Origin of the sequence: Georgenia satyanarayanai (assembly GCF_900116375.1) — a bacterium.
GTDB lineage: Bacteria > Actinomycetota > Actinomycetes > Actinomycetales > Actinomycetaceae > Oceanitalea > Oceanitalea nanhaiensis.
Genome location: NZ_UETB01000001.1, coordinates 487345 through 512360, shown reverse-complemented (window position 1 = coordinate 512360; position 25016 = coordinate 487345). Strand labels below are relative to the sequence as shown.

Below are 25016 nucleotides of genomic sequence, written 5' to 3'. Positions count from 1 at the left end.
GGCTCGTGACTGAACTGACGCTGACCACCAAGAACGTTGCTCGCATCCAGGCCGACGCCGTCGTCGTCGCCGTCGGCCGGCGCGGGGAGGAGACGGTCCTCGTCCCCGGCGCGGACCTCCCCTCGTCGACCGTCAAGACGCTGACCTCGCTGCTGCCGGCCCTCGGGGTCTCCGGCAAGGCGGACGAGGTGCTGCGCGTGGCGGCGGGCAAGGACCTGGCGGCCGACGTCGTCGTCCTCACCGGCGTGGGCCCGGTGGGCGAGGGCGGCGCGGACCTCGAGGCGCTGCGCCGCGCCGCCGGCGCGGCCGTGCGCTCCCTCGCCGGGACCGCCGACGTCGCGCTCGCCCTCCCGGCCGCCACGGCCGAGCAGGTCGGAGCCGTCGCCGAGGGCGCACTCCTCGGCGCCTACAGCTTCGACCGCTACCGCACCACGCGCACCGCACCGGTGGCCCGCCTCGAGCTCGTCTCGGACGTCGCGAGGTCCAAGGAGGCCAAGGCGGCCCACGCCCGCGCCGTCGTCGTCGCCGGCGCCGTGGCCGGTGTGCGCGACCTCGTCAACGCCTCCCCCGCGGACCTGTACCCGCAGTCCTTCGCCGAGGAGGCGACGGCCGGGGCCAAGGGCACCAAGGTCAAGGTCACCGTCCTGGACGAGAAGGAGCTCGCGGCCGGCGGCTTCGGCGGCCTCGTCGGCGTGGGCATGGGCTCGGCCCGTCCCCCGCGCCTCGTCAAGGTGACCTACTCCCCCGCGCGCGCCAAGGCCCACGTGGGCCTGGTGGGCAAGGGCATCACCTTCGACTCCGGTGGCCTGTCCATCAAGCCCGCCAAGGGTATGGAGACGATGAAGATGGACATGGCCGGCGCCGCGACCGTGCTCCACACGGTCCTCGCCGCCGCGGCCCTCGAGCTGCCCGTGCGGGTGACCGGCTGGCTGGCGCTGGCCGAGAACATGCCCTCGAGCACCGCGCAGCGCCCCTCCGACGTCATCACCATCCGCGGCGGCAAGACCGTCGAGGTCCTCAACACCGACGCCGAGGGCCGCCTCGTCATGGCCGACGCGCTCGTCGCCGCCGGCGAGGAGAACCCCGACCTCCTCATCGACATCGCGACGCTGACCGGTGCGCAGATGGTCGCGCTCGGCTCACAGGTGGGCGCCGTCATGGGCACCGACGACGTGCGCGAGGAGGTGGTGGCCGCCGCCGGCGCCGCCGGTGAGCAGTTCTGGCCGATGCCGCTGCCCGCCGAGCTCGCCGACTCGATGAAGTCCCAGGTGGCCGACATCGCGAACATGGGGGACCGCTTCGGCGGGATGCTCGTCGCCGGCCTGTTCCTCAAGGAGTTCGTCGGGGACACCCCGTGGGCCCACCTCGACATCGCCGGCCCCGCCTTCAACGAGGGCAGCCCCCGCGGCTACACCCCCGAGGGCGGCACCGGCATGGGCGTGCGCACCCTCCTGACCGTCCTGGAGAAGGCCGCCATCCGCTGACCCGGTAACAACTCAGCTCTCGACGCAGGGGAACCCCCTCAGCCCTCGACGCAGGGGCACCAACCCCTCGTCGAGAGCTGAGTTGTTACTTCCTGCGCTGGGCGGCGCTCCAGCGGCGCATGCTGCTCGGGTAGCCGGTGAGGTTGACGTCGTAGACGGGGATCTCCAGCTCGCGGGCCAGCGCCCACGCGGCCTTGGGGTCCGGGATCCGCCGGCGCGTCCACTCCCCCGTGCGAGCGACGAGGACCATCGTCGTCGGGTCGTTGGGGGTGGGCGGCTCGATGTACGCCTCGACCCCGACACGGGTCGCGACGAAGTCACGGAAGTGGGCGGTGACCTCCGCGCGTCGCTGCGCGGGGGGAACCTCGGTGCTCGTCGAGCCCTGGTGCTTGCGTCGGGAGAACAACCGCATGCGTCAAGCGTACGGCTCCGGCTGTGACCGGACGGACACTGTGTCAGGTGGTCCCCGTAGCGTGGACGGTGACAAGATGGACGACAAGCTCCGGCTGCCAGCCGGGATCCACGTGTGCTCGAGGAGAGGTTTGTGACCGACAGCCCTGAAGGAAATGTCTACGACCTGGTCATCCTGGGAGCCGGAAGCGGAGGCTACGCGGCTGCACTGCGCGCCGCCCAGCTCGGGCTGTCCATCGCCCTGATCGAAGCCGACAAGGTCGGCGGCACCTGCCTGCACCGCGGGTGCATCCCCACCAAGGCCCTCCTCCACAGCGCCGCCGTCGCTGACGAGATCCAGCACAGCTCCAACGTCGGCGTCAACAGCTCCTTCGAGGGCATCGACATGCCCACGGTCAACACGTACAAGGACGGTGTCGTCGGCCGCCTGTACAAGGGTCTGCAGGGCCTGATCAAGGCCGGCAAGATCGACTACATCACCGGCTGGGGGCGCCTCACCGGTCAGGACACCGTCGAGGTCGACGGCACCACCTACCGCGGCCGCAACATCATCCTCGCGACCGGCTCCTACGCCCGCTCCCTGCCCGGCCTGGAGATCGGCGGCCGGGTCATCACGAGCGAGCAGGCCCTGAACCTCGACTACGTGCCGAAGAGCGCGATCGTCCTCGGTGGCGGCGTCATCGGCGTGGAGTTCGCCTCCGTCTGGAAGTCCTTCGGGGTGGACGTCACGATCATCGAGGCGCTGCCGAACCTCGTCCCGAACGAGGACATCGCCCTGTCCAAGGCTCTCGAGCGTGCCTTCCGCAAGCGCAAGATCGCCTTCGCGACCGGCACCCGCTTCTCCGGCGTCGAGCAGAACGACTCCGGCGTCGTCGTGTCCACCGAGGACGGCAAGACCTACGAGGCCGAGCTCCTGCTCGTCGCCGTCGGCCGTGGGCCGGCGACGGCGAACCTCGGCTACGAGGAGCAGGGCGTTCCCATGGAGCGCGGCTTCGTCCTCACCGACGAGCGTCTCCACACGGGCGTCGCCAACATCTACGCCGTCGGTGACATCGTCCCCGGCCTCCAGCTCGCCCACCGCGGCTTCCAGCAGGGCGTGTTCGTCGCCGAGGAGATCGCCGGCCTCAAGCCGCAGGCGATCGTCGAGTCCGGCATCCCGCGCGTCACCTACTGCGAGCCCGAGGTGGCCTCGGTCGGCCTCACCGAGGCGCAGGCCAAGGAGCAGTACGGCGAGATCGAGACGGTCGACTTCAACCTCGCCGGAAACGGCAAGAGCCAGATCCTGCAGACCACCGGCTTCGTCAAGCTGGTCCGTCAGAAGGACGGCCCGATCGTGGGCGTCCACATGATCGGCTCCCGCGCCGGCGAGCTCATCGGCGAGGGGCAGCTCATCGTCAACTGGGAGGCGTACCCGGACGACGTCGCCTCCCTCATCCACGCCCACCCGACGCAGAACGAGGCCCTCGGCGAGGCAGCTCTCGCCCTCGCGGGCAAGCCGCTGCACTCCCACAACTGACCCTCGATCGAAGGAGACACCAGGTCATGTCCGACTCCGTGCAGATGCCCGCCCTGGGCGAGTCCGTCACCGAGGGAACCGTCACCCGCTGGCTGAAGAACGAGGGGGACCGCGTCGAGGTCGACGAGCCCTTGCTCGAGGTCTCGACCGACAAGGTCGACACCGAGGTCCCCTCGCCCTTCGCCGGCGTGCTCGAGAAGATCCTCGTCCAGGAGGACGAGACCGTCGAGGTCGGCGCCGAGCTCGCCGTCATCGGCTCCGGTGAGGGCGGCGGCGACGCCGCTCCCGCGCAGGACGAGCAGCCCGCCGAGGAGCCCGCCGAGGACGAGGGCCAGTCCGACGAGTCGCCCGCCGAAAAGGAGGAGCCCGCCTCGGAGGAGTCCTCCGAGCCCTCCGAGCAGGAGGTCGCCACGGAGGCCAAGCAGCAGGCCGGGTCCGGCTCGTCCGGGTCCGGCGAGGGCCAGAAGGTCCAGATGCCGGCGCTCGGTGAGTCCGTCACCGAGGGCACCGTCACCCGCTGGCTGAAGAACGAGGGCGAGCAGGTCGAGGTCGACGAGCCGCTGCTCGAGGTCTCGACCGACAAGGTCGACACCGAGGTCCCCTCCCCCTACGCCGGTGTGCTGAGCACGATCCTCGTCCAGGAGGACGAGACCGTGGACGTCGGCACCGACCTCGCCGTCATCGGCGGCGAGAGCGGCGGCTCCGAGTCCGCGTCCGCGTCCGCGTCCGCGACCGAGGAGACCCCGCAGGACGCCGAGGAGCAGGCCAAGGAGGCCGAGCAGCCCTCCGAGCAGCGCGCCGACCAGCACCAGGGCGCGGCGACCGGCACCGTCCCCTCCGAGGAGGCGGCACCCCGGTCCAACGAGTCCGAGCAGCCGAAGGCGGAGCAGCAGCAGACCCCGCCGCAGGAGGCCTCGACCACCCCGGCTCCCGAGCGCCCGAGCGCCGCGGACACCGCCAAGACCTCCTACGTCACCCCGATCGTGCGCAAGCTCGCCAAGGAGAAGGGCGTCGAGCTCGAGTCCCTCCAGGGCACGGGCGTGGGCGGTCGGATCCGCAAGGAGGACGTCCTCGCCGCCGCGGAGAAGGCCCAGCAGCAGGCCGCCCCGGCTCCGTCCGAGGCCCCCGCCGCCAAGGCGCCCTCGGTCCCCGAGGTCTCCCCGCTGCGCGGCACGACGGAGAAGATGTCGCGCCTGCGCAAGGTCATCGCCAAGCGCATGGTCGAGTCCCTCGACACCTCCGCCCAGCTGACCACGGTCATCGAGGTGGACGTCACGCGCATCGCCAAGCTGCGCGCCCGCGCGAAGAACAGCTTCCAGGAGCGGGAGGGCGTCAAGCTCACCTACCTGCCGTTCTTCGTCAAGGCGGCGACCGAGGCGCTCAAGGCCCACCCGGGCCTCAACGCCTCGATCGAGGGCGACCAGATCGTCTACCACGGCGAGGAGAACATCGGCATCGCGGTCGACACCGAGCGCGGCCTGCTCGTCCCGGTGATCAAGGAGGCCGGTGACCTCACCATCGCCGGCATCGCCAAGCGCGTCGCGGACCTCGCGGCCCGCACCCGCGACAACAAGGTCAAGCCGGACGAGCTCGGTGGCTCGACCTTCACGATCACCAACCTCGGCTCGAACGGGGCGCTGTTCGACACCCCGATCATCAACCAGCCCGAGGTCGCGATCCTCGGCCTGGGGGCGATCGTCAAGCGCCCGGTCGTCGTCGCGGACGCGGACGGCAACGAGACGATCGGCATCCGCTCGATGGTCTACCTGCCCCTCACCTACGACCACCGACTGGTGGACGGTGCGGACGCCGGCCGCTTCCTGCAGACGGTGAAGAAGCGCCTGGAGGAGGGTGCCTTCGAGGCCGAGCTCGGCCTCTGAGCACCTCCCCTCCGACGGGGCCCGCACCTTCCGGTGCGGGCCCCGTCGTCTTCCTGCCTCAGGGGCACGGGCCGCTGTCCAGCAGCCGCCACGCCTCGCCGGGGCCCACCTCCAGGACGAGCCGGGCGCAGGCCGGCTCCTGCGCCGGGACGGTCGTCCGTCGGCCCGCCACCACGCGCTCGTGCGCCTCCTGGACGAGCACGACGTCGACGGCGACGCCCTCGTCCACCGCCGTCACACCGTCCACGGCGCCCACCTCGGTGCGCAGGTTCTCCAGCTCCGTCCCGGTCGCCGCGAGACGGTCGAGGAGAGCGACGTCCTCACGTGCCGCGGGACCTCCGGGGACCGTCGTGGCCGCGAGGGCCGCCGCGTCGCCGGCCACGAGCGCGCCGTCGCGCCGGGCCAGCAGCGTGCCGACCACCTGGGTGTACTGCTCCGCGCCCATGGCCGCCGGTCCGTGACCGTAGCCGGCGGACCGCTCCCCCGGCGCCGACCAGACGATGAGCCCGGTGAGCAGTGCCGCCACCCCGAGAGTGAGGGCGCCACCGAGCCACGGGGTGGGCAGGGCCTGCTCACGCACGTGTCGGGCCGCCTGCGTGGCCCGTGCCGGTCCAGCCGGGGCGCGCGCGTGTGCGCCGGGGACAGCCCGGGCGGCCGTCCGGCCGGGCGGGGCCGGACCTCCACCGGCCGTGGCCGGGCCCGGGCGCCCCGCAGGGGCGGTGCCCGCCGCCTGCGCCGCGACCACACGACCACGGGTCCCCGCAGGACGGCCCGCGCTCCGCTCGGCCTCCCGTTCCCGGCGGGTGGGTGCGCGCCTGCGGGTGGTGGCGACGTCGTCGCGCATCCGCGCCTGGGCCAGCGCGGCGGCGGGCGGCACGGCCACCGGAGCGGCAGGGCCGATGCCCGGGGCCCGGCTCGCGAGGTCGCGCGCGGACGGACGGCGGTCCGGCACGGCGTCGAGCGCTGGACCCAGCAGCCGGAGCAGATGGGGGTCCGGCACCGGACCGGCCGCCCACTCGACGAGCCGCGCCAGCGCCCACACGTCACCGGGCGCGCCCGCCACGCTGCCCCGCTCCCGCTCGGGCGGCACGAAACCGGGGGTGCCGAGCTCGTGGGCGCCCTGCCCGGCGAGGTCGACGAGGACCGGGACGCCGTCGCCCGTGACGACGACGTTCGCCGGCGACACGTCCCCGTGGACGACCCCGCGCTCGTGGAGGTGGCCGAGGGCGCTGCCCAGCGCACTGAGCAGACCGGCGAGCTCGGGCGGCCGCAGCGACCCCCGGGCCGCCAGCACCGTGGCGAGCGTGGGTCCCGGGACGCGGTCGCTGACGACGGCGCACCGAGCACCGTCCAGGGCGAGCACCTGGCGGATGCAGGCGAGGTGGGGGTGGGCGCCGGGGCGCAGCGCGGCCAGGCGCCGCAGCTGCGCCGTGCCCGCCTCTCCAGGCGGTAGGGCGAGCACGCTGATGACGACGTCCCGCCCGGACCGGTCACGCGCCGACCACACCGCCCCGTTCGCGCCGAAACCGGCCGTGCCGACGACCTCGTGGCCCGGCAGCTGCGGCGGGCGCGTGCCACCCGTCACGCCAGGGGTGCGCCGTCGTCGTGCCATGGTCCAAGCCAAGCGCACCACGGCGCGGCCCGCTGGCGTCATCCACAGGCCCGGAGGCAGCAGAGGCACCTCGGAAGGCCGGTAGGATTGGCGATCATGGCCCTGAAGAAGAACAAGGACGCCGCCGAGGGCGCCGCGCCGAAGCAGAAGAAGAAGCGCTGGTACCACCAGCTGTGGGAAGTCTTCCAGATGACCCGCGAGGCGCAGCCCTCGATCGTCTGGTGGCTCCTCGGTGCCTTCGTGGGGATCCTCGCCCTCGGGCTCGTCATCGGTCTGGCCGTCGGGCACCCGGTGTACGTGACGCTGCTGAGCCTGCCCGTCGCGCTCATCGTCGTCATGCTCCTGCTCTCCCGGCGCGCCGAGCGGGCCGCTTACTCGCGTATCGAGGGCACGCCCGGCGCCTCCGCCTCCGCCCTGGGGACCATCCGCCGCGGGTGGAACGTCGAGGAGCAGCCGGTGGCCATCGACCCGCGCACCCAGGACGTCGTCTTCCGTGCCGTCGGACGTCCCGGCGTCGTCCTCATCGGTGAGGGGCCCAGCCACCGCGTCAAGCGCCTCCTCGAGGGTGAGCGCAAGAAGGTCGCGCGGGTGGCGCCGAACGTGACGATCCACCTCGTCGAGGTCGGCCGCGACGAGGGGCAGACCTCGCTGCCCAAGCTCGTGCGAACCATCCAGAAGCTCCGGCCCAGCCTCTCCAAGGCCGAGGTCGCGGCCGTGTCCAAGCGGCTGCGCGCACTGCAGTCCTCGCGCCCGCCGATCCCCAAGGGCGTGGACCCGATGCGTGCGCGTCCCGACCGCAAGGGCATGCGCGGACGCTGAGCGTGAGACAGGAGCCGTCCGTGACCGCCGAGGCGAGCACCGTCCAGGCGCCGCTGGGCCGGCGCGTCCTCGCCCTCGCCGTCGACTGGGCCATCGCGTCGGCGATCTCCGCGGGCTTCCTCGACTACCACCCGTTGGCGACCGTCGGCGTCCTCGCCGTCATGACCCTCCTCCTGCTCGCCACGCGGGGCGCCACCATCGGCCACACCCTGCTCGGGCTGCGGGTCCGCGCCGTCGACGGCGGAGCGGCGCGCCCCCTCCAGGTGCTCATCCGCACCGCGAGCCTGTGCCTCGTCATCCCGCCGGTCGTCTGGGGCCTGGACGGGCGAGGTCTGCACGACGTGTGGGCCGGGACGCGGATCGTCCGCACCTGACGCAGCCCCCGCCGTCGTCGTCCACGTAACATGCCGGACACATAGGGGTGACGACGACGAAACGCGGCGCCGATAACGTTCGTCGACGTCGGGACCGTGACGGTCCCCCGGAATCCCATGCCAGAGGAGCGGTACATGTTCAGCAATGCCGAGGAGGCCATCGCCTTCACCCGGGAGGAGGGCGTCAAGTTCGTCGACGTCCGCTTCTGCGACCTGCCGGGCGTGATGCAGCACTTCAACATCCCCGTCGAGTCCTTCGCGGCTGACGCCTTCACCGACGGCCTCATGTTCGACGGCTCCTCGATCCGCGGGTTCCAGGCGATCCACGAGTCCGACATGAAGCTCATCCCGGACGTGACGAGCGCCTTCATCGACCCGTTCCGCAAGGAGAAGACGCTCGTCGTCAACTTCTCCATCGTCGACCCCTTCACCGACGAGGCCTACTCCCGCGACCCGCGCAACATCGCGGCCAAGGCCGAGGCCTACCTGCGGAGCACGGGCATCGCCGACACCGTCTACTTCGGTGCCGAGGCCGAGTTCTACATCTTCGACGACGTGCGGTTCCAGACGAACCAGCACTCGAGCTTCTACCACCTCAACTCCAGCGAGGCCGCGTGGAACACCGGCCGCGAGGAGGAGGGCGGCAACCTCGGGTACAAGACGCGCTACAAGGGCGGCTACTTCCCCGTCTCCCCCAACGACCAGATGGCCGACCTGCGTGACGAGATGGTCACCGTCCTGCAGCAGGTGGGCCTCGAGGTCGAGCGCGCGCACCACGAGGTCGGCACCGCCGGCCAGCAGGAGATCAACTACCGCTTCGACACGCTGCGCGCCGCCGCCGACGACGTCATGAAGTTCAAGTACGTCATCAAGAACACGGCGTGGGCCAACGGCAAGACCGCCACCTTCATGCCGAAGCCGATCTTCGGTGACAACGGCTCGGGCATGCACTCCCACCAGAGCCTGTGGAAGGACGGCAAGCCGCTGTTCTTCGACGAGCGCGGCTACGGCGGCCTGTCCGACACGGCCCGGTGGTACATCGGCGGCCTGCTCAAGCACGCGCCGGCGCTGCTCGCCTTCACCAACCCCTCGGTCAACTCCTTCCACCGCCTGGTGCCGGGCTTCGAGGCACCCGTCAACCTCGTGTACTCGGCGCGCAACCGCTCCGCGTGCATCCGCATCCCGGTGACGGGCACCTCGCCGAAGGCCAAGCGCATCGAGTTCCGCGTGCCGGACCCGTCGGCAAACCCCTACCTCGCGTTCTCCGCGATGCTCATGGCCGGCCTGGACGGCATCAAGAACCGCATCGAGCCGCCGGAGCCGATCGACAAGGACCTCTACGAGCTGCCGCCGGAGGAGCACGCGCAGATCGAGCAGGTTCCCGACTCGCTGCAGGGCGCGCTCCTCGCCCTCGAGGCCGACCACGACTTCCTCACCGAGGGCGACGTGTTCACCCCGGACCTCATCTCGACGTGGATCGAGTACAAGCGCACCCAGGAGATCGACCCGCTGCGGCTGCGTCCCCACCCGCACGAGTTCGAGCTGTACTTCGACATCTAGACCGCTCGTCCCCGCAGCCCCCGGCGCCGTCCTCGGTGCCGGGGGCTGCGGCGTGTCACCGGGTGGCCGCCTCCCACTCCTCGGCGAGGACGGCGTAGACGAGCGAGTCGAGCCACTCTCCGGACCGGTGCAGGGAGTCGCGGACGGCGTGCGCCTCACGGCGCATGCCCACCCGCTCCATGAGCCGCCAGGACGGCTCGTTCGCGAGGAAGCAGTTGGCGACGGCGCGGCGCACGCCGAGCTCGGTGAAGCAGTAGCGCAGCAGCTCGCGGACGGCCTCCGTGCCGTAGCCCAGCCCGCGGTGGGCGGGGTCGAGCACCCAGCCGAGCTCGACCTCCGTCCCGGCCGCCCGGTCGGCCACCTCGGCCTGACCCCAGGCGTCGACCCGGCGCAGCATGAGGTCGCCGATCACCGGGCCGTCCGGCTCGTGACCGAGCTGGGCGACGAGGGTGAGGGCCAGGTTGGCGGGCTCCTCCATGTGCGCGCGGTGCGCGGCGAGGTCGGCGTGGTGGCGGGTGAGCCAGGTGCCGACGTCGTCCAGGCGCCGGTAGCGCCAGGTGAGCTCGGCGTCCCCGCGGACTGCGGGGCGCAGCGTCAGACGCTCGGTGCGCAGCGGGTGCTCGGGCAGGGCGGTGGCGGTCATGAGGCTCCGTGCGGGCGTGGGCGGGTCCGGCGGAAGCCTATGCGGACCTTCCGACGTCCGGCGGCCCGTCCGGCTCTCAACCGGCGCGCCCCCTCGGGGGCAAGCGGTGCAGCGCGACGTCGGAGACCTGCCCCGCCTCGAGGGTGAGCGTCAGGTACGTGCAGTATGGCTGGCGGCGCCGGTCGGTGGGCGAGCCCGGGTTGAGCAGTCGCAGCCCGTCCGCGGTGCCGTCCCACGGGATGTGGCTGTGCCCGAAGACGAGCAGGTCGGTGTCCGGGTAGGCGGCCCGCATCCGCTCGTCCCTGCCCCGCGACTGGCCCGTCTCGTGGACGACGGCGATGCGCACCCCCTCGACCTCGGCCCGGGCGACCTCGGGGAGCCGGCGGCGCAGCTCGGCGCCGTCGTTGTTGCCCCAGCAGGCGAGCAGCGCGCCCGAGCGCTCCTCGAGCTCCTCGAGCAGCTCGGGCGCCACCCAGTCCCCCGCGTGGACGACGAGGTCCGCCGCCTCGACCTCCTGCCACACCTGCTCGGGCAGCTGCCGGGCGCGCTTGGGGACGTGGGTGTCGGCGAGGAGGAGGACGCGCATGGCCTCCACGGTGCCACGGCGGGGTGCCGACGCACGCGGGCGCCGTCGTCGTCCTCAGGACTCGGAGGGGACCGCCTCCGCGGGCGCCGGGTCGGCGGCGGGGCCGTCGTGGGCGGCGTCGCTCACGCGGTCGCCGCCGAGGGGCTCGCCCTCCCACAGCTCGGCCCACCAGCCCTCGCTGGGGCTGCCCTCGAGGACGACGGCGCCGGTGTTGCTGATCGGGTGGTAGGCGGCGTGCTCGCCGGTGACGTTCTCGGCGCGCACCGCCGTCCACGAGCGGATGACCGCGCCGTGGCTGAACATCACCGCGGTCCCGGCGCCCTCGGCGTGGGCCTCGGCGACGACCTCGTCGAAGCGCTGCCACACCTCGTGCCCGTTCTCCCCGCCGGGCACCCGACGGTGGGGGTCGTCCGCCCAGCTGAAGATGGTGCCGACGTACGCGCGGACCGACGCCTCGTCGCCGCGCATCTCGAGGTCACCGGCGGCGATCTCCCGGATGCCGTCACGCACGCGCAGCTCCAGCCCCCGCTCGGCGAGGAGCGGCGCGGCAGTCTGCTGGGTCCGCACGAGGGTGGAGGCGTAGACGACGTCGATGTCCTCCTCGGCCAGGCTCCGAGGGACGGCGGCGGCCTGCTGGCGGCCGAGCGCGGTGAGGTCGGCGCCGGGTTCGGCCGTGTCGAGGAGGTCGGCGACGTTCGAGCTGGTCTGGCCGTGGCGGACGAGGATGAGACGCATGCCGTCCATGATGACCCAGTCCGGCGAACGGCAGGTGTCCGGGCACGGGCGGGGCGCCCACGGCGTAGGTTGGCGCCATGAGCCAGTCCATGCGCCCCACCGACGCGTCCGTCGACGCGTTCATCGCCGCGAACGACCCCGACGGCTCCCTCGCCACGCTCGACGGCGTCATCACCGCCGCGCTCCCCGGCGCGACCCGCGTGCTGTGGCAGGGCGTGTTCTGGGGCGGCACGGACCAGTCGATCATCGGCTACGGCGCCACCGTCCAGCCCCGCCCACGGGGAGCGGACGTCGAGTGGTTCCTCGTCGGGCTCGCCCGCCAGTCGACGTCCATCAGCCTCTACGTCAACGCCGCCGAGGGGAAGCAGTACCTGGCGAAGCTCTACGGGCCGCGCCTGGGGCGCACGAAGGTCGGTTCGGCGAGCATCTCCTTCACCTCCGCCGACGTCCTGGACCTCGACGTGCTCGACGAGATGGTTCGTCACGCCGGCCGCCTGGTCGAGTGGCGCTGAGGAGGGGACGGCACGTGCGCTGTCGGCGACAAGTGGGCTCTCGGCGGTAAGTGCGCTGTCGGCGGCGAGTGGGGTGGGCTAGGCGAAGAAGATGCGCTCGACGACGGCGCGGGCGCGGCGGGTGGCGCGGAGGTAGTGCTCCTCGAGCTCCGCGGTCTCGCCGGGGCCGTGACCGAGGAGCCGGGCGACGGCGGTGAGCTGGGCCGGGTCGTGCGGCAGGACGTCCGTCTTCGCGCCCGTGACGCGCCCGGTGGCCAGCGCGATCCCCGCACGCAGCCGTGAGGCGAGCGTCCAGGCGGTGACGAGCAGCTCGCAGTCCGCCACGCCCAGCAGCCCGGCGTCACGGGCGGCCTCCAGTGCCTGGACCGTGCGCGGGGTCCGCAGCTCCGGGACGCGGCCCGCGTGCTGCAGCTGGAGCAGCTGGGCGGTCCACTCGACGTCAGACAGTCCCCCGCGACCGAGCTTGAGCTGCCGGTTGGCCGGCACTGCGCGGGGCATCCGCTCGGACTCCACCCGGGCCTTGACGCGCCGCAGCTCTCGCACGCCGCGGTCGTCCAGGCCGCCGGCCGGGTAGCGGTACGGGTCGATGAGGGCGCAGAAGCGCTCGAGCAGCCCGGGGTCCCCGGCCACCGGCCGTGCGCGCAGCAGCGCCTGCTGCTCCCACGGCTCGGCCCACCGCTCGTAGTACTGGGCGTAGGACGCGAGGGAGCGGACCATCGGCCCGTTGCGCCCCTCGGGCCGCAGCGCGGAGTCGACCGGGAGCGGGAGCTCCGCGCCCGGGTCCCCGAGCAGGGCGCGGACGTGCCCGGCGACGGCGACGGCGAACTCCTGGGCGACGTCGTCGTCCTCGCCCTCCAGCGGCTCGTGGACGAACAGGACGTCGGCGTCGGAGCCGTAGCCCATCTCCTGCCCGCCGAGGCGGCCCATCGCGATGATCCCGAAGCGGACCGGCGGCTGGTCGAGCCCGCGCTGCTCGGCGGCCCGACGCAGGGCGACCTCGAGCCCGGTGGTGAGCGCCTGGTCGGCGGCCACGGACAGGACGGTGCGGTCACGCTCGTCGCACACACCGTCCAGGGCGTCCCCGACGGCGCCGCGCAGCAGCTCCCGGCGGCGCAGGTAGCGCACCGCCCGGACGGCCTCCTCCGGGTCGGGGCGCCGGCGGACGAGGGCGGCGGCCTCCCGGGCCAGCTGCTCGGGCGTGCGCGGACGCAGTGCCTCGTCCTCCCCCAGCCACGCCGCCGCCTCGGGCAGCGCCTCCAGCCCTTCTGCGACGTACCGGCTGGTGGCCAGGAGGTAGCTGAGCCGCGGTGCGGCCACTCCGGAGTCGCGGAGCATCTGGAGGTACCAGTGGGTGCTGCCGAGCGCCTCGGAGACCTTGCGGAAGGCGAGCAGCCCGCCGTCGGGGTCCGCGCCGCGGGCGAACATGCCGAGCATCGCGGGCAGGATCTGACGCTGGATCGCCGCCGTGCGCGAGACGCCGGCGGTGAGGGAGTCGAGGTGCCGGACGGCGCCGGCGGGATCGCGGTAGCCGATCGCCGCCAGCCGCTCCTGGACGGCCTCGGGGCGCAGCCGCGCGTCCTCGGGGCTGAGCCTGGCGATGAGCGGGAGCATCGGCCGGTAGAAGATGTCCTCGTGGAGGTCGCGAACCTCGCGGCGCACGGCCCGCAGCCGCTGCTCGAGCGTCTCGGCGCTGCGCGGCCCGTCCCCCGGAAGCGCGCGCGCCAGGCGCCGCAGGTCCGCCTCGCCGGAGGGGATGACGTGCGTGCGGCGCAGCCGGTGCAGCTGCATCCGGTGCTCGAGCACGCGCAGGTAGCGGTAGCACTCGTCCAGGCGCTCGGCGGAGTCGCGGCCGATGTAGCCGGTCTCGGCGAGGCGCGCGATCGCGTCGAGCGTGCCCGCGGTGCGGATCGCCTCCTCGGTACGACCGTGGACCAGCTGGAGGAGCTGGACGGTGAACTCGACGTCGCGCAGGCCGCCGCGGCCCAGCTTGAGCTGGCGTTCTGCTTCGGTGACGGGGATCGTGTCCTCGACGCGGCGGCGCATCGCCTGGGAGTCCTCGACGAAGTTCTCCCGGCCCACCGCCGACCACACGAAGGGGTCGACGGCGGCGACGTACTCGGCGCCCAGCCCCGCGTCACCCGCGACCGGCCGCGCCTTGAGCAGCGCCTGGAACTCCCACGTCTTGGCCCAGCGCTCGTAGTAGGCGACGTGGGAGGCGACGGTCCGCACGAGCGGACCGTCCTTGCCCTCGGGACGCAGGTTCGCGTCCACGGGCCACAGCGGCGGCTCGGTCCCGACGGCGCCGCTCACGTTGCGCGCCAGCGCGCCGGCCAGGCGGGTGGCGACCGCGGTGGCCTCGTCCTCGTCGGTGTCCTCCGCTGGCGCGACGACGTAGACGACGTCGACGTCGGAGATGTAGTTGAGCTCCCGGCCTCCCGTCTTGCCCATGCCGATGACGGCGAGACGGGCGCCGCGGCCGTGGTCGGGCAGGTCCGCGCGGGCGACGGCCAGCGCCGCCTCGAGGGCGGCGGCGGCGAGGTCGGACAGGGCCGCGGCGACGGCGGGGAAGGCGGCGAGGGGGTCGGGGCTGGTGAGGTCGGCGGCCGCGACCTCGAGCAGCCGCCGGCGGTAGCAGCGGCGCAGCGCCTCCACCCCGTCCGTGCCGGTCACGGTGGCGACAGGCGCGGCCTCGCCGGGGTCCGCCCCCACGACCCGCAGCGCCCGCTCCCGCTCGTCCTGCGGCGTGAGGTCGAGGACGCCCTCGGCGTGCTCGTCGGCGAGGAGGGCGGCGTCCGCGGGCCGGGCGACGAGCATGTCCCCCAGCGCGCTGGAGGAGCCGAGGACGGCGAGCAACCGCCGGCGGTGACCACCGTCGGAGGCGAGGACGGCCGCGAGCTCCGGGGCGCCGTCGTCGTCCTCCGCCGCCTCGAGCAGGCGGACCAGGGTGAGCAGGGCCAGGTCCGGGTCGGCCACCTGCCCGAGCGCGACGGGCAGCGGCGCACCGGCGTCCTCGGCGCGGGTGAGCGGCTCGGCGAGGACCGGTGCGTCCAGGAGCCCCTCGGCCCGGCGCGGGTCGGTGAAGCCGAGCCGGAGCAGCTCCTGGGTGGGCGTGGGTGCGCGCACGGCGGTCAGACGCCGGGCAGCAGGCTACGCAGCTCGTAGGGCGTGACCTGGGCGCGGTAGTCCGTCCACTCCTGGTGCTTGTTGCGCACGAAGAACTCGAACACGTCCTCGCCGAGGGTCTCGGCGACGAGCTCGGAGGACTCCATGACCTCCAGCGCCTGCTCGAGGCTGCCGGGCAGCGGCTTGATGCCCATCGCCTTGCGCTCGACGTCCGACAGCGCCCACACGTTGTCCTCGGCGCCGTCGGGCAGCTCGTAGCCCTCCTCGATCCCCTTGAGGCCGGCGGAGATGAGCACGGCGAAGGCGAGGTAGGGGTTGGCGGCGGAGTCCAGCGCGCGGTACTCGGCGCGGGTGGAGGGGCCCTTGTCCGGCTTGTGCATGGGCACGCGGACGAGCGCGGAGCGGTTGTTGTGGCCCCAGCACACGTAGCTGGGCGCCTCTCCCCCGCCCCACAGGCGCTTGTAGGAGTTGACGTACTGGTTGGTGACGGCCGCGATCTCGGCGGCGTGGTGGAGCAGGCCCGCGATGAAGGACCGGCCCGTCGAGGACAGCTGGTACTGCCCGGCGGGGTCGTAGAACGCGTTGGCGTCACCCTCGAAGAGGGAGAAGTGCGTGTGCATGCCCGAGCCGGGGGACGTGATGAGGGGCTTGGGCATGAAGGTGGCCATGATGCCCTGCTGGAGGGCGACCTCCTTGACCACCGTGCGGAAGGTCATGATGTTGTCCGCGGTGGACAGGGCGTCCGCGTAGCGCAGGTCGATCTCGTTCTGCCCGGGGCCGGCCTCGTGGTGGGAGTACTCCACCGAGATGCCCATGGACTCGAGCAGCGTGATGGTGTCGCGGCGGAAGTCGTGGGCGGTGCCGCGGGCAACGTGGTCGAAGTAGCCGGCCGTGTCGATGGGCACGAGCGGGTCCTCGGGGCTCTGCCGCTGCTCGAAGAGGTAGAACTCGATCTCGGGGTGGGTGTAGCAGGTGAAGCCGGCGTCCTTCGCGCGCTCGAGGGTGCGCTTGAGGACGTTGCGGGGGTCGGAGCGGGCGGGCTCACCGTCGGGGGTGAGGATGTCGCAGAACATGCGCGCGACGCCGTGCTCGTCCCCGCGCCAGGGCAGCAGCTGGAACGTGGCCGGGTCCGGCTTGGCGAGCATGTCCGCCTCGTAGACGCGGGTGAGGCCCTCGATCGAGCTGCCGTCGAAGCCGATGCCCTCGGCGAAGGCCGCCTCGATCTCGGCCGGCGCGATGGCCACGGACTTCAGCACGCCCAGCACGTCGGTGAACCACAGCCGGATGAACCGGATGTCACGCTCCTCGATCGCCCGGAGCACGTACTCCTGCTGCCTGTCCATCGGCGGCTTCCTCTCGTCGTCGCGTTCCTGCCACCTTCTGCGCCGAGAGTACAGTTCCCGGCCCACCTGGCCCGTCACCGTGCCACGCGCTGGTCCGGTCTCGTCAGGAGACGGCGGCGCACGCGTCCACGAGGCGCTTGAGCGGCGACTCCAGGCCCCAGCGCTCGGCCAGCTCGAGGAGCGTGTCCCCGTCCGCGGGCACGTCGCCCAGGTTCCCGCGGTCCTCGGCCACCGGCGCGTCGCGGGCGACCTGGACGACGGTCGGGGCGACGGCGAGGTAGTCGGCCGCCGCGAGGATCCGCTTGCGCTGGGTGGCCGTGAGCGCGGAGCCGTGGTCCTGCGCGGCGTCGATGATCCCGGCGAGCGTGCCGTGCTGGGCGAGCAGGGACGCGGCCGTCTTCTCCCCGATGCCCGCGACGCCGGGCAGCCCGTCACTCGGGTCGCCGCGCAGGGTGGCCATGTCGGCGTAGGCCTGCCCGCCGTCGACCCCGTACTTCTCCCGCAGCCACGCCTCGTCGATCCGCTGCGGCTCCTTCTGCCCCCGCACCGGGTAGAGGACGACGACGCCGGCGTCGTCGTCGACGAGCTGGAACAGGTCCCGGTCGCCCGTCATGACGAGGACCTCGGAGGCACGGTCGGTGGCCGCGACCTCGCGGGCGACGAGGGTGCCGATGACGTCGTCGGCCTCGTACCCGGGCGAGCCCAGGCGCGGGATGCCGAGGGCGGCGAGCACGTCGACGATGACGGGCACCTGGGCGCTGAGCGCGGCCGGGACCTCCTCACCGCCGTCGTCGGAGAGCCGGTGCTCCTTGTAGGAGGGGATGGCGTCGACGCGGAAGGCGGGGCGCCAGTCGTCGTCCCAGCACGCGACCACGCGCGAGGGCCGGTGCGCCTCCACGAGCCGGGAGATGGCGTCGAGGAAGCCGCGCACGGCGTTGACCGGCGTGCCGTCCGGCGCCGTCATCGTGTCCGGAAGCGCGAAGAACGCGCGGAAGTACATCGAGGCGGAGTCGAGCAGGAGCAGCGGTCCCGGCTGGTCACTCATGCGGCGATCCTTCCAGAAGGAGAGCGGCCACCGTGGCGGCGAGGCGTTCCAGGCCCTCCTCCATCGGCAGCCCCACGCCGTCCGCCCGGCCGGCCGCGTGGTTCCCGCTCCTGCCGGCCACGTCGTCGAGCTCACGTCCCTCGAGCCGCACCTGGACGAGCCGCGCGGGCTCGGGGTGGGCGTAGACCGCGAGGTCGACGCACGCGGCCGGGTGGTCCAGGTCCATCCACGACGCGAGGTGCGGGAACCGGCGGCTGAACTCACCGCCCGGGCTGCAGAACGTCACTCCGACGTCCGTGCCGACGCCCACCTGCCCGGCCTGGAAGCCGTGCGGCACGAGCACCGGGTCGAGGGCCTCGCAGACGCGTCGGCCGACGGCCTGGGCACTGTGCCTGGAGCTGGTCACGGGTGCAGTGTGACGGTGCGCAGCCGTCTCGCGCCAGCCCCGGGACGGGGGTGTCGGAGGCTCAGGCTGTGGTGGCGCCCAGGCGTTCACGCAGGACCGGCACTCCCGGCCCGGCGAGCTCGTCGAGGTACGGTGCGCGCCCGGCCATGCTCATCACCAGGGCGAGGGTCGAGCCGGTCACCAGCGGGCCTGAGCCGGCGGTGAACGGTCCGTCGTCGGCCTGCAGGTGCACGCCGGCCGCCCGAGTGCGGCTGGCGACGGTGAAGTCGCGTCGGGCGAAGAACTCGGCCACGGGCGTCAGGGCCTCCACCGCGGGCGCCCCCGGCAGCCCGAGCGGCCGGCGGATGTCCTGGCCGTGCACGACGACCTCTCCGAGGTAGGCCGCCGTGTGGCCGGACGGTGCGGTGGTGCTGCCGATGACCGCACGGAACCGGTCGAGCGTCTCGGCGGGCGTCCTGCCGCGGTGCTCGGCGAGCCGGCGCTGGTTGTGGACGTCGGGACGGAGACGTGCGCCGACCATGCTCCGCAGCCACTGCCACTGGTTCAGGCTCGCGGCCGCCGTGAGGTGCGCGACGACGTGCTCGACGTCCCACCGGCCGCACAGGGTGCCGTGCCGCCACTGGTCGGCATCGAGCGTGGACAGGTCCGCTGCCAGTGCGGCCCGCTCGGCGCTCATCAGCGCCCACAGGTGGTCGTTCGGTCTCTCCATGGCGTGCTCCCCTTCTCAGCGTGGAGGCGCGGTGTCGGGCGCCGACGGACCCGGGGCGGTGCCGGCGAGATCGGGCGCTCCGTCTCCGGCAAGGCGTTGCCGGTCCACGGGGCGCCCGGACACCGCGAGCAGCAGATCGACGGCGTCGCCCTCGACGTCCTTGCCACGCCCCCAGGCCGCCCCGGTCCCCCGGTCGGTCAGTCGCAGGCCTGCCGCCCGCTCGCGCCCGCCGCCGAAGGAGACGGGGGTGCGCAGCTGGTGGACGAGGGCAAGGACGATCGCGTGCTCCGCGTACCGCCCGGTGATGCCCAGGGGCCGGCGGACGTCCTCACCGTGGACGATGGCCTCGACCAGACGGGTGACGAGACGGGCCGGTGGGGTCCGCGTGAGATCAGCGGCCTCCCTGAGCGCCTCGAGCGTCTCCCGTGGATCCTGCCTCTTGTGCCGCGCGATGCCGTTCGCGTTCGCCCGGTCGAAGTCCATCCGCGCCACGAGCAGGTCACGGACGAATACCACGCGCCCGGTCCGCGCGGTGTCCACGAGGTGGGCCAGGACATCGTGGACGTCCCAGCCCGGGCAGAGCGACGGCCGTCGCCACTCGTCGTCGCGCAGTCCCGCGAGATCGGCGACGAGGCGTCGCCTCTCGGAGTGCACCTCCTGCCAGACCGCCGCTGCCGAGGCTCGCATGGGGCTCCTCATCGAGTGCGAAGTACCGGCCGAGTGCGCGGCACTACAGATACTGAAGCGCACACTACTGCAACGGTAGTAACCTGTGTCAATGGGATCTCGACGGTCGTACGGTTCGTACAACGACGGCTGCGCCGCCGCGCACGCACTCGACCTCGTCGGCGAACGGTGGACGATGATCGTCGTGCGGGAGCTCCTCCTCGGACCCAAGCGCTTCACCGACATCCAGCGAGATGTGGTCGGCATCGGCCCTGCCGTCCTGACCCAGCGGCTGCACGACCTGGAGGCCAGCGGCATCGTGCAACGGCGCCGCTGGAGCGGGCCAGGACGCGTCGACGTCTACGAGCTGACCGAGTGGGGCGCGGGGCTGGAGGCCGTCAACACGGCGTTGTCGCTCTGGGCCGTGGCGTCCCCCGCCCTGCCCCGAGACGCGGACATGAGCCCCGACACCGTGGTCCTCGCGATGCGTGCCCACGCGCGCCCGGCCTCCGGGGGGCCGGGTGAGCGACGTGTCGCACTGGTCCTCACGGACGCCAGGCGGCAGGACGCCCCGCCGGTCACCTACGTGGCGCGGCTGACGGCGCAGGCGACGACCATCGACCGGTCGCCGGAGCCGCAGGCGACCGATGCGCAGGTGTCGGCCTCCACCCGCGACTGGAAGGCGTGCGTCATCGGCGGTGTCCCGTTCGAGCGGCTGCCGGCCGTCCACGTCTCCGGCGACCGCGCCACCGTGCGCGAGCTGCTGGACGCGACCTCGCTCCGTGGTCCGTCGAGCTCGCACCTCCACGCCGAGGCATGACACCGACCGACGCGTGGATGCAGGTCGGCCGCTGACGCAGCGCCGCCGTGGCGGGTCGCACGCCCTGCTCGCCGGGTCGGGTCCGGTGTGCCGCCCTAACCTGGATCACATGCACACCGACGACATCAACTTCCACACCCGCAAGTGGATCCGGCCCGAGGACCTCAACGCCAACGGCACCCTCTTCGGTGGCAGCCTGCTGCGGTGGATCGACGAGGAGGCCGCGATCTACGCGATGATCCAGCTCGGAAACGAGCGCGTGGTCACGAAGTACATGTCGGAGATCAACTTCGTCAGCTCCGCCGAGCAGGGCGACATCGTCGAGATGGGTCTGCGGGCCACAAAGTTCGGCCGGACGTCGCTCACCATGCGGGCCGAGGTCCGCAACCTCTTCACCCGCCAGCGGATCCTCACCGTCGACTCGATGGTCTTCGTCAACCTCTCCGACGACGGTGTCCCGACTCCCCACGGCCAGACGGAGATCACCTACGAGCGGGACCGCATCCCCGAGCGGCTCCGGCCCGCCGCGCACGAGCCCCGTTGGCACTGACGCTCGGCGGTCAGTGCCTGGCCTCCGCGACGGCGGCGGCAAAGGCCCTCTCGTCCTGCTCGAGCTTCTTCCTCACCGCCTTCTCGGAGGCCCGTGCCTCGGCGACGGCGTCGGGCTCCATCGTCTCGGCGAGCCGCCGCTGCTGGGTCTCGACCTTCCAGCGCGGCTTCGGCCAGGACAGGTCGAGGTCGATGAGCGCGCGGGTGAGCAGCTCGGTGACCGCGAGCCGGGCGTACCACTTGCGGTCGGCGGGAACCACGTACCAGGGCGCGACATCGGTGCTCGTCCGCGCGAAGACGTCGGCGTACGCCTGCTGGTAGTCGTCCCACCGGGTGCGCGCATCGACGTCGGCCGGGTCGAACTTCCAGTGCTTGTCGAAGCGCTGGAGCCGTTCGGCCAGCCGCAGCCCCTGCTCGCGGCGCGAGATCACCAGGCCCACCTTGAGCAGTGTGGTGCCGGACTCGACGACCTCCCGCTCGAAACGGTTGATCTCGGCGTAGCGCTTCTCCCAGACGTCCGGCTCGATGAGGCCCTGGACGCGTGGGACGAGCACGTCCTCGTAGTGGGAGCGGTCGAACACCCCGATCTGACCACCGGTCGGCAGCGCCTTGCGGACGCGCCAGAGATAGTGGTGGGACAGCTCCTCGTCCGTCGGGCGCCCGAAGGCGCGCAGCACGACACCCTGCGGGTCGACCATCCCGATGACGTGCCGCACGACCCCGCCCTTGCCCGAGGTGTCCATGCCCTGCACGACGAGGAGCACCGAGCGCTTGCCGCCCGCGCGGCCCTGGGCGAACAGGCGCTCCTGCAGCTCGGAGAGCAGCGCACCGCGCGCACGCGCGAACTCCTTGCCCTGCCGCTTGTCGCCCTGCCAGCCGGGCGTGGCCCGGGCGTCGACGTCGGAGAGCGAGAAGTCCTCACCTGGGCGCAGGATCTCGGCCGGGTGCCGGCTCCACCGGTTCTTCGCGGTCATCCCTGTCCTTTCCTCGACTCCCGGGCACGCTAGCGGGCACGCGCGGCCCCCGCCCCCCGGGGAGACCCGTCGGCCTGCCCGCCCTCCCGTCAGGACGTGGGCAGCAGCTGCTGGAGCACCTCCCAGGCGCGGCGGTCGAGCTGCTCGTAGGCGCCGGAGAGCGTTCGCCGCATGTTGCGCTCCGACCGGGAGCCCGCCGCCGGGCTGTGGTGGTGCTCGTAGGTGTTGACCGCCTGGAGGACGGCGTGCGCCGTACCCGCCCACGGCGCCACCCGTTCGTCCCGCACGTAGGACTCCGCCAGGGCCTCCCGCTTCGCCTCCGCCGTCTCCCGGCGACGTGTCGAGAGCGGCTCGCCGTCCGTGCCCACGAGCGGCACCCAGGTGTCGAGGAACCGGTCCCAGGTGCGGGCGTCCACGACCGTCCGGCACAGCTCGGCGACCTCGGCGGCATAGTCCTCGGCCAAGCCGTGGACGATGTTCAGCGCACCGCGGGCGTCGGCGAGCCGCAGCCGGGAGTGACGCGAGTGGCGGATCTTCAGCTCCTGCCCCTCCTCCCGCAGCGCCGCCGCCCGCGTGTTGTCGCAGACGACGTCGGTCACCGTGCGCTTGTAGGTGGTGGCGAGGGACCCGTCCAGGGTGGTGGTCGCGAGCAGGTTCGGCCGGAACTCCACCCCCTCGGGGGTGACGACGGACTCCGGCACGCTCACCTCCACCCAGGCGACCGCCCCGCCGCGGAGCACGCCGGCGGAGCTGATGGACAGCGAGTCGTCGAGGATGTTGCCGACCGCCGTGAGCAGGTACTCGGTGTACTGGTGGGCCTCGTAGGCGTCGGTGAAGACGCCGAGGACGTGGCCGTCGTCCTCGTCGCTCCGGGCGATCGCCTGCCGGCCCTCGATCTGCACCCAGCGCCGGGGCATCCCGTCCGCGCCACGGTGGGTCATCGTGAGGATGTCGGCAGGCCGTTCCACGGCCACCGGCAGGGACAGCGCCCGCCAGCCGAAGAGCCGCCGGGCGACGTCCTGCGGCGGGATCGGTCCCGCGTAGTGGTTCGGTTCCTCGCCCTGCTCCTCGGCGCGGTAGTGCCAGGCCGTCCCGCGGTGGGCGGTGTGGCCGATGAGCGTGGTGGTGTTCAGTGATGTCAGGGTCTCGGTCGTCATTGGTCTCCCCTCCTTGGCGGGAGCCAACCACCGACCACCGACACGCCGTGGGCCAGGTGTGGACAACGGCGTCGTCCACAGGACCGGTAAGAACTCCGCTCTCGGCGGTGATGGGGGGGGTGGCAGGGGGGGGTGGCAAGGGGGAGCACGAGCGGAGCCGGGACTCGCCCCTACCGGTTCGTCCAGGCGAGGAGATCGTCCAGGGGCAGGGCGTTGACGATGCGCTCGCGCGGGACGCCCGCGTCCTGGGCGCGCGCGCAGCCGTGGTCGAGGAACTCGAGCTGACCGGGCGCGTGGGCGTCGGTGTCGATCGCCACCCGGCACCCGAGGTCGACGACCAGCTCGAGCAGCCGGGTGGGCGGGTCGAGCCGCTCCGGGCGGGAGTTGAGCTCGACGGCGACGTCGTTGTCCAGGCACGCCCCGAAGACCGCCTCGGCGTCGAACTGCGACTCCGGGCGGGTCCCGCGGCCCCCCGTCACCAGGCGGCCGGTGCAGTGGCCGAGCACGTCGACGAGCGGGTGCTCGACGGCGGCGACCATCCGCCGGGTCATCGACGCGGCGTCCATCCGGAGCTTGGAGTGGACGCTGGCGACGACGACGTCGAGGCGGGCGAGGAGCTCGGGCTCCTGGTCGAGCCCGCCGTCGTCGAGGATGTCGACCTCGATACCGGTGAGGATGCGGAAGGGCGCGAGCTCCGCGTTGAGCCGCTCGACGGCGTCGAGCTGCTCGCGCAGCCGCTCGGGAGACAGCCCGCGGGCGACGGTGAGTCGCGGTGAGTGGTCGGTGAGCGCGAGGTAGTCGTGCCCGAGGTCGATCGCGGCGCGTGCCATGTCGATGATCGGGGTGCCGCCGTCGGACCACTCGGAGTGGGAGTGCAGGTCCCCGCGCAACCAGCCACGCACCTCGTCCCCGCCCTCGGCGAGCGGGACGCCCGCCCGCTCCTCGAGATCGGCGAGATAGTCGGGCACCTGGCCGCCGGCGGCCTCCATCGCGACGCCGGCCGTCCGCTGCCCCACGTCCGCCAGCTCCGTCAGCGTCCCCGTGGCGAGGCGTCGCTCCAGCTCCCGCGGGCCGAGACCCTCCAGCCGTCGCGCCGCCTTGCGGAACGCGGTGGCGCGCCGGGCTTCCGCGCGTTCGCGCTCCATGAGGTAGGCCACGCGCTTGAGTGCCGCTACGGGGTCCATCTGCGGAAGGCTACGGCCGGGCGGCGGCCCCTGCCCGGTCAGCCGCGCTCGAGGCGACCGAGCTCGGTGGCGTCGCGGTCGAGCAGCACGAGGACGTCGCCGTCGAGGCCGGCGAGCGCGGCGCCGGCCACCCACGAGCCCACCGGGGCCCCGTCGCACCCGATCGCCGTCGACGGGCCGCCGGTGCTCAGCAGCCACCCGGCATCGGCCAGCGCCCAGTCGCCCCAGACGCCGTTGCAGCCGTCGGACCCGGCCCAGGAGCCGTCGTCGTGCAGGACGACGTGCGGGTCGGTCTCGTAGGTCCCCTCGGCGGGCCCCCACCGGCCGGTGAGCCGCCCCGCCGTGGCGGGCGACAGCTCCTCCGGGAGCGGCTGCGGCGCCCGGAGCGCCTCGCGCTCCTCCTCGCCCACCTCCAGAGCCGCGGCGAAGACGTCGCTGGCAGACGCGATGGGCTGCGGCGCGCCGTCGACCGTCATCGTCGCCACCGGGTCGCCGTCGTCGTCCAGGAGCTGCCACCCGTCCTCGGTGACCCGGTAGGTGTGAGCCCCGAGCAGCCAGTCGGCGTCCCGGGCGCCTGCCCCGTGGTCCTCGCCGACGTGTCCCCACGCGGTGGCGACGATCGTGGACCGGGAGGCGTCCCAGCCGCCGTCGTCGAAACCGGCGCCGCGCCACAGCTGGAACGCGCCGGCCTCCATCCGCAGCCAGGTGTCACGGGGCTCGCCCGCGCCCCTCACCCGCCACAGTCCGACGAGCTCGGCGGGGTCGGCGGCGTCCTCGGGTGCGATCGGCCTCTCGGGCCCGCTCACGCACCCGGACGCCACAGCCAGCGCCAGCGCCAGCGCCAGCGCCGTCACGGTCCTGCGCACTCCCACGTCGCCTCCTCGTCGGCCGCCGTGAGACCAGTCAAG

Annotated in this window: 24 protein-coding genes; 9 read left to right on the top strand and 15 right to left on the bottom strand. The window is 73.1% G+C overall.

The genetic code is table 11. The features are described from left to right. The first annotated feature begins 5 nt into the window (after positions 1-5). Positions 6-1484 (top strand): leucyl aminopeptidase, encoded by a 1479-nt coding sequence (locus DSZ44_RS02210; protein WP_110850935.1) that lies wholly within the window; start codon positions 6-8, stop codon positions 1482-1484. An 85-nt stretch (positions 1485-1569) separates the two neighbouring features. On the opposite strand, the gene DSZ44_RS02205 is transcribed toward DSZ44_RS02210, so the two are convergent. After that, on the bottom strand, positions 1570-1896 hold the full coding sequence (locus DSZ44_RS02205; RefSeq protein WP_110850934.1) for an oxidoreductase: 327 nt from the start codon (positions 1894-1896) through the stop codon (positions 1570-1572). A 132-nt stretch (positions 1897-2028) separates the two neighbouring features. On the opposite strand from DSZ44_RS02205, the gene lpdA reads away from it, so the two are divergent. Both lpdA and sucB read left to right on the top strand, forming a co-directional pair. Then, on the top strand, positions 2029-3411 hold the full coding sequence (lpdA, locus tag DSZ44_RS02200) for a dihydrolipoyl dehydrogenase (RefSeq protein ID WP_110850933.1): 1383 nt from the start codon (positions 2029-2031) through the stop codon (positions 3409-3411). A gap of 26 nt (positions 3412-3437) precedes the next feature. Continuing rightward, positions 3438-5291 carry a 2-oxoglutarate dehydrogenase, E2 component, dihydrolipoamide succinyltransferase gene (gene sucB / locus DSZ44_RS02195; RefSeq protein WP_110850932.1) on the top strand — a complete coding sequence of 618 codons (1854 nt, stop codon included), beginning with the start codon at positions 3438-3440 and terminating at the stop codon, positions 5289-5291. 58 nt (positions 5292-5349) lie between these two features. Here sucB and DSZ44_RS02190 read toward each other — a convergent pair whose 3' ends face one another. Then, positions 5350-6903: a protein kinase domain-containing protein gene (locus tag DSZ44_RS02190; protein WP_181424506.1), complete on the bottom strand. Its 1554-nt coding sequence runs from the start codon at positions 6901-6903 to the stop codon at positions 5350-5352. A 96-nt stretch (positions 6904-6999) separates the two neighbouring features. Between DSZ44_RS02190 and DSZ44_RS02185 the strand changes: the two genes are divergently transcribed. From DSZ44_RS02185 to glnA (DSZ44_RS02175), 3 genes are all read left to right on the top strand, one after another. Further along, on the top strand, positions 7000-7722 hold the full coding sequence (locus DSZ44_RS02185) for a DUF4191 domain-containing protein (RefSeq protein ID WP_110850930.1): 723 nt from the start codon (positions 7000-7002) through the stop codon (positions 7720-7722). Positions 7723-7742: 20 nt separating this feature from the next. Beyond that, positions 7743-8096: an RDD family protein gene (locus DSZ44_RS02180; RefSeq protein WP_110850929.1), complete on the top strand. Its 354-nt coding sequence runs from the start codon at positions 7743-7745 to the stop codon at positions 8094-8096. Between the two features lie 135 nt (positions 8097-8231). Beyond that, positions 8232-9656 carry a type I glutamate--ammonia ligase gene (gene glnA, locus DSZ44_RS02175; protein WP_110850928.1) on the top strand — a complete coding sequence of 475 codons (1425 nt, stop codon included), beginning with the start codon at positions 8232-8234 and terminating at the stop codon, positions 9654-9656. 55 nt (positions 9657-9711) lie between these two features. On the opposite strand, the gene DSZ44_RS02170 is transcribed toward glnA (DSZ44_RS02175), so the two are convergent. The 3 genes from DSZ44_RS02170 to DSZ44_RS02160 all read right to left on the bottom strand — a co-directional run bounded on the left by DSZ44_RS02170 (position 9712) and on the right by DSZ44_RS02160 (position 11620). Beyond that, complete coding sequence (locus tag DSZ44_RS02170; RefSeq protein WP_110850927.1) at positions 9712-10299, bottom strand: GNAT family N-acetyltransferase; 588 nt, start codon at positions 10297-10299, stop codon at positions 9712-9714. A 76-nt stretch (positions 10300-10375) separates the two neighbouring features. Then, positions 10376-10885: a metallophosphoesterase family protein gene (locus tag DSZ44_RS02165; protein WP_110850926.1), complete on the bottom strand. Its 510-nt coding sequence runs from the start codon at positions 10883-10885 to the stop codon at positions 10376-10378. 54 nt (positions 10886-10939) lie between these two features. Next, on the bottom strand, positions 10940-11620 hold the full coding sequence (locus tag DSZ44_RS02160) for a histidine phosphatase family protein (protein WP_110851312.1): 681 nt from the start codon (positions 11618-11620) through the stop codon (positions 10940-10942). Between the two features lie 77 nt (positions 11621-11697). On the opposite strand from DSZ44_RS02160, the gene DSZ44_RS02155 reads away from it, so the two are divergent. Next, positions 11698-12132: a hypothetical protein gene (locus DSZ44_RS02155; RefSeq protein WP_146237460.1), complete on the top strand. Its 435-nt coding sequence runs from the start codon at positions 11698-11700 to the stop codon at positions 12130-12132. Between the two features lie 78 nt (positions 12133-12210). Here DSZ44_RS02155 and DSZ44_RS02150 read toward each other — a convergent pair whose 3' ends face one another. From DSZ44_RS02150 to DSZ44_RS02125, 6 genes are all read right to left on the bottom strand, one after another. Further along, positions 12211-15255 carry a bifunctional [glutamine synthetase] adenylyltransferase/[glutamine synthetase]-adenylyl-L-tyrosine phosphorylase gene (locus DSZ44_RS02150; protein WP_258369156.1) on the bottom strand — a complete coding sequence of 1015 codons (3045 nt, stop codon included), beginning with the start codon at positions 15253-15255 and terminating at the stop codon, positions 12211-12213. 5 nt (positions 15256-15260) lie between these two features. Next, positions 15261-16598, bottom strand: coding sequence for a type I glutamate--ammonia ligase (gene glnA / locus DSZ44_RS02145; protein WP_110850923.1), 1338 nt, complete (start codon positions 16596-16598; stop codon positions 15261-15263). Positions 16599-16701: 103 nt separating this feature from the next. Further along, the gene (locus DSZ44_RS02140; RefSeq protein WP_110850922.1) at positions 16702-17643 is read right to left on the bottom strand and encodes a 5'-3' exonuclease; all 942 of its coding nucleotides are present in this window, start codon (positions 17641-17643) and stop codon (positions 16702-16704) included. Then, entirely contained in the window at positions 17636-18049 is a 414-nt protein-coding gene (locus DSZ44_RS02135) for a hypothetical protein (protein WP_110850921.1), read from the bottom strand. The genes DSZ44_RS02140 and DSZ44_RS02135 overlap by 8 nt, the downstream gene beginning before the upstream one ends. Positions 18050-18110: 61 nt before the next feature. Next, positions 18111-18758 carry a maleylpyruvate isomerase family mycothiol-dependent enzyme gene (locus DSZ44_RS02130; protein ID WP_110850920.1) on the bottom strand — a complete coding sequence of 216 codons (648 nt, stop codon included), beginning with the start codon at positions 18756-18758 and terminating at the stop codon, positions 18111-18113. A 15-nt stretch (positions 18759-18773) separates the two neighbouring features. Continuing rightward, a complete protein-coding gene (locus DSZ44_RS02125; RefSeq protein WP_110850919.1) occupies positions 18774-19445 on the bottom strand; it encodes a maleylpyruvate isomerase family mycothiol-dependent enzyme in 672 nt (223 codons plus the stop codon). Between the two features lie 91 nt (positions 19446-19536). Here DSZ44_RS02125 and DSZ44_RS02120 point away from each other — a divergent pair, with 91 nt between their 5' ends. Further along, the gene (locus tag DSZ44_RS02120) at positions 19537-20244 is read left to right on the top strand and encodes a winged helix-turn-helix transcriptional regulator (RefSeq protein WP_110850918.1); all 708 of its coding nucleotides are present in this window, start codon (positions 19537-19539) and stop codon (positions 20242-20244) included. Positions 20245-20353: 109 nt separating this feature from the next. Further along, entirely contained in the window at positions 20354-20794 is a 441-nt protein-coding gene (locus DSZ44_RS02115; protein ID WP_110850917.1) for an acyl-CoA thioesterase, read from the top strand. Positions 20795-20804: 10 nt separating this feature from the next. Here DSZ44_RS02115 and DSZ44_RS02110 read toward each other — a convergent pair whose 3' ends face one another. The 4 genes from DSZ44_RS02110 to DSZ44_RS02095 all read right to left on the bottom strand — a co-directional run bounded on the left by DSZ44_RS02110 (position 20805) and on the right by DSZ44_RS02095 (position 24980). Next, the gene (locus tag DSZ44_RS02110) at positions 20805-21767 is read right to left on the bottom strand and encodes a PPK2 family polyphosphate kinase (RefSeq protein ID WP_110850916.1); all 963 of its coding nucleotides are present in this window, start codon (positions 21765-21767) and stop codon (positions 20805-20807) included. A gap of 89 nt (positions 21768-21856) precedes the next feature. Further along, positions 21857-22924, bottom strand: coding sequence for a DUF932 domain-containing protein (locus DSZ44_RS02105; RefSeq protein WP_110850915.1), 1068 nt, complete (start codon positions 22922-22924; stop codon positions 21857-21859). Between the two features lie 170 nt (positions 22925-23094). Then, positions 23095-24108 (bottom strand): PHP domain-containing protein, encoded by a 1014-nt coding sequence (locus tag DSZ44_RS02100; protein WP_110850914.1) that lies wholly within the window; start codon positions 24106-24108, stop codon positions 23095-23097. A gap of 38 nt (positions 24109-24146) precedes the next feature. Beyond that, complete coding sequence (locus tag DSZ44_RS02095; RefSeq protein WP_146237459.1) at positions 24147-24980, bottom strand: META domain-containing protein; 834 nt, start codon at positions 24978-24980, stop codon at positions 24147-24149. Positions 24981-25016 lie beyond the last annotated feature (36 nt).

Coding starts and splice junctions, on each gene's coding strand:
- sucB (WP_110850932.1), top strand. CDS start 3,438: ATGTCCGACTCCGTGCAGATGCCCGCCCTGGGCGAGTCCGTCACCGAG.
- DSZ44_RS02115 (WP_110850917.1), top strand. CDS start 20,354: ATGCACACCGACGACATCAACTTCCACACCCGCAAGTGGATCCGGCCC.
- DSZ44_RS02185 (WP_110850930.1), top strand. CDS start 7,000: ATGGCCCTGAAGAAGAACAAGGACGCCGCCGAGGGCGCCGCGCCGAAG.
- DSZ44_RS02130 (WP_110850920.1), bottom strand. CDS start 18,758: ATGGAGAGACCGAACGACCACCTGTGGGCGCTGATGAGCGCCGAGCGG.
- DSZ44_RS02160 (WP_110851312.1), bottom strand. CDS start 11,620: ATGCGTCTCATCCTCGTCCGCCACGGCCAGACCAGCTCGAACGTCGCC.
- DSZ44_RS02205 (WP_110850934.1), bottom strand. CDS start 1,896: ATGCGGTTGTTCTCCCGACGCAAGCACCAGGGCTCGACGAGCACCGAG.
- DSZ44_RS02155 (WP_146237460.1), top strand. CDS start 11,698: ATGAGCCAGTCCATGCGCCCCACCGACGCGTCCGTCGACGCGTTCATC.
- DSZ44_RS02110 (WP_110850916.1), bottom strand. CDS start 21,767: ATGACCGCGAAGAACCGGTGGAGCCGGCACCCGGCCGAGATCCTGCGC.
- glnA (WP_110850928.1), top strand. CDS start 8,232: ATGTTCAGCAATGCCGAGGAGGCCATCGCCTTCACCCGGGAGGAGGGC.
- glnA (WP_110850923.1), bottom strand. CDS start 16,598: ATGGACAGGCAGCAGGAGTACGTGCTCCGGGCGATCGAGGAGCGTGAC.
- DSZ44_RS02125 (WP_110850919.1), bottom strand. CDS start 19,445: ATGCGAGCCTCGGCAGCGGCGGTCTGGCAGGAGGTGCACTCCGAGAGG.
- DSZ44_RS02140 (WP_110850922.1), bottom strand. CDS start 17,643: ATGAGTGACCAGCCGGGACCGCTGCTCCTGCTCGACTCCGCCTCGATG.
- DSZ44_RS02120 (WP_110850918.1), top strand. CDS start 19,537: ATGGGATCTCGACGGTCGTACGGTTCGTACAACGACGGCTGCGCCGCC.
- DSZ44_RS02190 (WP_181424506.1), bottom strand. CDS start 6,903: ATGGCACGACGACGGCGCACCCCTGGCGTGACGGGTGGCACGCGCCCG.
- DSZ44_RS02105 (WP_110850915.1), bottom strand. CDS start 22,924: ATGACGACCGAGACCCTGACATCACTGAACACCACCACGCTCATCGGC.
- DSZ44_RS02170 (WP_110850927.1), bottom strand. CDS start 10,299: ATGACCGCCACCGCCCTGCCCGAGCACCCGCTGCGCACCGAGCGTCTG.
- DSZ44_RS02165 (WP_110850926.1), bottom strand. CDS start 10,885: ATGCGCGTCCTCCTCCTCGCCGACACCCACGTCCCCAAGCGCGCCCGG.
- DSZ44_RS02100 (WP_110850914.1), bottom strand. CDS start 24,108: ATGGACCCCGTAGCGGCACTCAAGCGCGTGGCCTACCTCATGGAGCGC.